Source organism: Rhizobium sp. UFLA01-1127 (assembly GCF_059803845.1).
In genome coordinates this window covers 1-3767 of record NZ_JAUQTZ010000252.1, presented here as the reverse complement: position 1 = coordinate 3767, position 3767 = coordinate 1, and the positions used below count along the sequence as shown (strand labels likewise).

At 54.7% G+C, this 3767-nt stretch carries 5 protein-coding genes and 1 pseudogene; all 6 read left to right on the top strand.

Going from position 1 to position 3767, the window contains the following annotated elements; all coding sequences use genetic code 11:
- Positions 1–976 (top strand): hypothetical protein (locus Q4Q11_RS31225; RefSeq protein WP_498571910.1); only part of this gene is annotated, 976 nt, incomplete at its 5' end.
- Between the two features lie 16 nt (positions 977–992).
- A complete protein-coding gene (locus tag Q4Q11_RS31220; RefSeq protein ID WP_498571909.1) occupies positions 993–1454 on the top strand; it encodes a hypothetical protein in 462 nt (153 codons plus the stop codon).
- A gap of 95 nt (positions 1455–1549) precedes the next feature.
- On the top strand, positions 1550–1909 hold the full coding sequence (locus Q4Q11_RS31215) for a hypothetical protein (protein WP_498571908.1): 360 nt from the start codon (positions 1550–1552) through the stop codon (positions 1907–1909).
- A gap of 309 nt (positions 1910–2218) precedes the next feature.
- Positions 2219–2467, top strand: coding sequence for a hypothetical protein (locus Q4Q11_RS31210; protein WP_498571907.1), 249 nt, complete (start codon positions 2219–2221; stop codon positions 2465–2467).
- A 239-nt stretch (positions 2468–2706) separates the two neighbouring features.
- Positions 2707–3039: pseudogene (locus tag Q4Q11_RS31205) on the top strand (hemagglutinin repeat-containing protein); the annotation flags it as partial.
- A gap of 140 nt (positions 3040–3179) precedes the next feature.
- Positions 3180–3767: hemagglutinin repeat-containing protein (locus Q4Q11_RS31200; RefSeq protein WP_498571906.1), on the top strand; the 588-nt coding region annotated here is incomplete at its 3' end.

Below are 3767 nucleotides of genomic sequence, written 5' to 3'. Positions count from 1 at the left end.
AGGTGCCGCAACCGCGCTCGATGCGGAGAAATACAATCGTCAGCTCCACATCGCAGAAGCAACGCTCATTCAGAGCAACGCAGCACAGTTTGCATACCAGGAGGGACTTTGCGGCAATGCCGCCAGCGCGTCAGGCTGCAGCCCCGCTGCGGTCAATACCGCAATCGGAATGCTGACGTTACAAGCACTTAAACAAGTGGACGTAACCGGCGCCGGCTTAGAGCAAGACGATGCAGCTGCCGAATTCCTGGATAGCATCGCACCGAAGGGGCCGGAGGCCTGCGCTACAGGTACGAGCTGTGGGCAACAATATTTCCAGGCGAATGGCAGCGCATACTATGACACGTCGATCAATGCTCAATATTTCGCTCAGGTTCTTAGCCTCTATAATCTGGCGACCCAGGTTTACGTCAGCGAGCACTCCTACAAAAACATAGCGACTACCGTTGCTAACGCTTCGGACGGGATTACCGGCGGAAACCAAGCCGTTGGCCAAGTGGAAGCCAACTTAGCGCCATGGGACCTCATGAATAGCATACTAGCCGGTGCCGCTGACGCTTTGGCACCGAGGCCGACGCAAGTTGTCACGACGACTCGGACCACTGAAAGCGGCGCTAAGCTTATCGTGCGTTCTGATGGCCAAATATTGGATCCATCGAAGATTTCAATCCGCGGTCCGCTAAACACGCCTTTCGGTAAGCTTGATTATCTATTGGGCAAGGTATCCTACAATCAGGATAGTGTCGGGAAAGGAGGTTATTTTGTTGGGTTGCTCGGTTTTAGCGGAGATGATTTGGGGGTAGCCTTGACACAGCAGCTTGCGAATAACTTTGGGAGCGCCGTTATCAAAGGGAATAAAATTGAGGTCACTTCCGCTCTTACCGGCCCGAACGGAAACACGGCGCTCGTAAAATCGGCATGGCAGATAGCATCAGACGGCAATATCAGTCTCATAACTGCTCTTCCAGGACGTTGATAGTTGGAGTAAAAAAGTGGCGAATATATCGTTTGTTGCACTTAATGTTGCATTTGATTTGATAGAATCGAGCAGCGAGGACGGCCTTACAGCTTATCGCGTAATGCGAAATGAAAGCGAAATCGGAGAGGTATGGCTTCCGTCGTATCTCAATCCACGTACCTCTGTAGGAGCGAATGGAATCGTTGCGATATATTGCGGTGGAAAGGCTTATTTCATCAAGGATAGAATAATTACTCTGTCCGAGCTGGATGATGAAATTCACACTGTATGGATATTAAAAGAGGGAATTGTGCTGGAGTGTGAGCTGTCGATCATTCTCCTGTCGTACGGGTTCGCTCAAGAAAAAAAATATGAGCACGAGGACGTAATCATGTCTGCCTACATGGAAGGCGATGTCGTCGTATTCAAGGACTGGGAGCAACGCATCTTCGAACTTTGTTTAAAAGATTTTGACGTCTGCCGGCTCTCCGACTGACCTATCTCGGGGCTACGGCCCATCGTCGGGATCGGCGGCTTGTGGTGTCTCTATGCCTCCTAGGTCAAACGTGATTATTTACCCATAGGTGAGACATGAAACGTGCTGTAGCCCTTTTGAGAAAAGGTAAAGTCCTTATCGACTGGTACTCGAAGACCACTGCGGGCGTGTGGGTGGGAAGCGGGCCGGTATTTGTGGTAGAGGACACCGATTTTCAGTTGTTAACTGAAAGAGTACGGGATGCGCTGAACGCATCGACCGAAGGAATAAAACACCCGAGCCAAGATGAATGGAAAGCAATTCAAGCGCCAATGTTGCAGGCCGCCGGCGTGAAAAGTTGGAAGACCTTGGCCAAGGGCGCAAAAGCTGTGGGCTTGGAGTGTGAGGGCACGCTGGTAAAAATGGTACCTTCGATTAACTATGAAGATAACGGAACGCGGTCGAATGTGATTTGAACAGCCCAAAACTCGGAAGCGCTCTCATGAAGGCTTTTGAGGCGTGCTCCTAGAATCAAAGCTTTCTGGTGAATAAGTCAGCCTGTGCCCTTCTAAGGAAGGGGAAAATTTACGCGCGGAGCTATTCCCAGACAACCACCGGCCTATGGATCGGCTGACCGAGCGACTCGTCGATTCCGTCGCGGCCGATCAGGGTTTGACTGTATTGAGCGGTGGCAAATATGGCAGCAACAATGGCTTTGACCACGTCCTGCAGGCGTCGGACGGTAGCGTTACGATCGTTGTAGACTCGAAGCAGATGAACAACTGATGGAAACAACCGTTTGGTACGAGATTCGCGGGTTCCAATCGCCCAACGAGTACTCTCGATTTGTGCGATATGTCGAAGACAAAGTGAAAGCAGGAGTCGCACAAGAAATCCCGCCGCTGCTTAGCTATCAAAAAGGCTGCCTTGTTGGCGGACGCTGGTTTATGGATGCGGGTTCCGGTGAAATTTGGAGGCTAATCCCCCCCGATTTTCCATTTAAAGGTGTTTGGGAACGCGTTGAAGGTGCGTAACTGCGCGAAAAACTTGGTCAGCTGAGTTGCGCACCTGGCAGCGACGATTTACCAGCGGCGTCAACATCGTCGCCAGTTCCGCCAAAGTCGGCGGCGACCTCTCCGTTCTCTCCTCCAGCGGTTCGGTCAGCGTCATCTCCGCCGGCGTTCAGAATACGACGGTCGATATTAGCCGCGGCACGACCCTCAAGACCACAAGCCTAACGCAGCAGGGCTCGTCGCTCATCGCCGGCGGCGCCATGCTGGTGTCGGGCAATCAGGGTGTGCTGATTGGCGGCTCGTCGCTTGTGGCTGGCGGCAATCTCGGCATCGTCTCGACGAACGGCAATATCGCCATCACCGGCTCGCAGGATCAGACGACCAACCAATCGCAGACGACGGCAAGCTCGTACAATGGCTACAAGGGCGGTCAGTCCTCCTCCACGGCCGTTACCAGCAATGGCTCCTCGATCACCTCGCGGGGCGGCAACGTCACCGTGCAGGCCGATACCGGCAACATCAGTGTCATCGGTTCCGATATTGGCGCCAAGGGCGGCACCGCCAATCTGATTGCCAAGGGTGACGTCACCGTCGGCGAAGCGATCGACAGCGCTTCCTCTTCCAGTAAGCCCGGCTCGAAGAAGGCAAGCGAAGCGACGACGACGGCGAAGGGGGTTCGTCAATCTCCGGCCAGACCGGCATCGGCGTCGCCTCCAGCGGTGGCAATGTCGCCGTGTCTGCCTCCGACGTCACAGCTGGCGATGCGGCTCATACGGCCAATGCCAATATCAGCGCCGCCGACAACATCGTCATCGCCTCCGGCAAGGACACGAAGGAGACCACATCCGACAGCAAAAAGAGCGGCTTCCTCTCGTCGTCGAAGACCCATACGCACACCTACGACGAGGACACCGTCGGCTCCTCCGTCTCCGCCTCCGGCAACGTTAACGTGGCTGCTAACGGTGAGACGGTCGTCTCTGGCTCGCAGATCGCCGCCGGCGACAATCTCAGCCTCTCCGGTTCGACTGTCACCATCATGGGAGCGCAGGAAGAGCACGAGAGCGACAAGCAGACCAAGAAATCCGGCATTGGTGTCGGTTTCGGTGGCGGATTCATCTCCATCTATGGCAGCCACAGCAAGTCGATCACAGAGAGCGCGACGGACAATGTCGGTGCGACGCTCTCCGCCGCGAACGGCAACATCACGCTCAACGCCACCAAGGGTGATCTCAATATAATCGGCTCGTCGATCACGGCTGCCAATGGCGACGTGAACGGCAATGCGGCTGGCGACATCAACATCCTGCCGGGGCATGAGAGC

What these genes read in the sequence shown, in the direction of transcription:
- Q4Q11_RS31215 (WP_498571908.1), top strand. Translation starts at nt 1,550, where the DNA reads ATGAAACGTGCTGTAGCCCTTTTGAGAAAAGGTAAAGTCCTTATCGAC.
- Q4Q11_RS31210 (WP_498571907.1), top strand. Translation starts at nt 2,219, where the DNA reads ATGGAAACAACCGTTTGGTACGAGATTCGCGGGTTCCAATCGCCCAAC.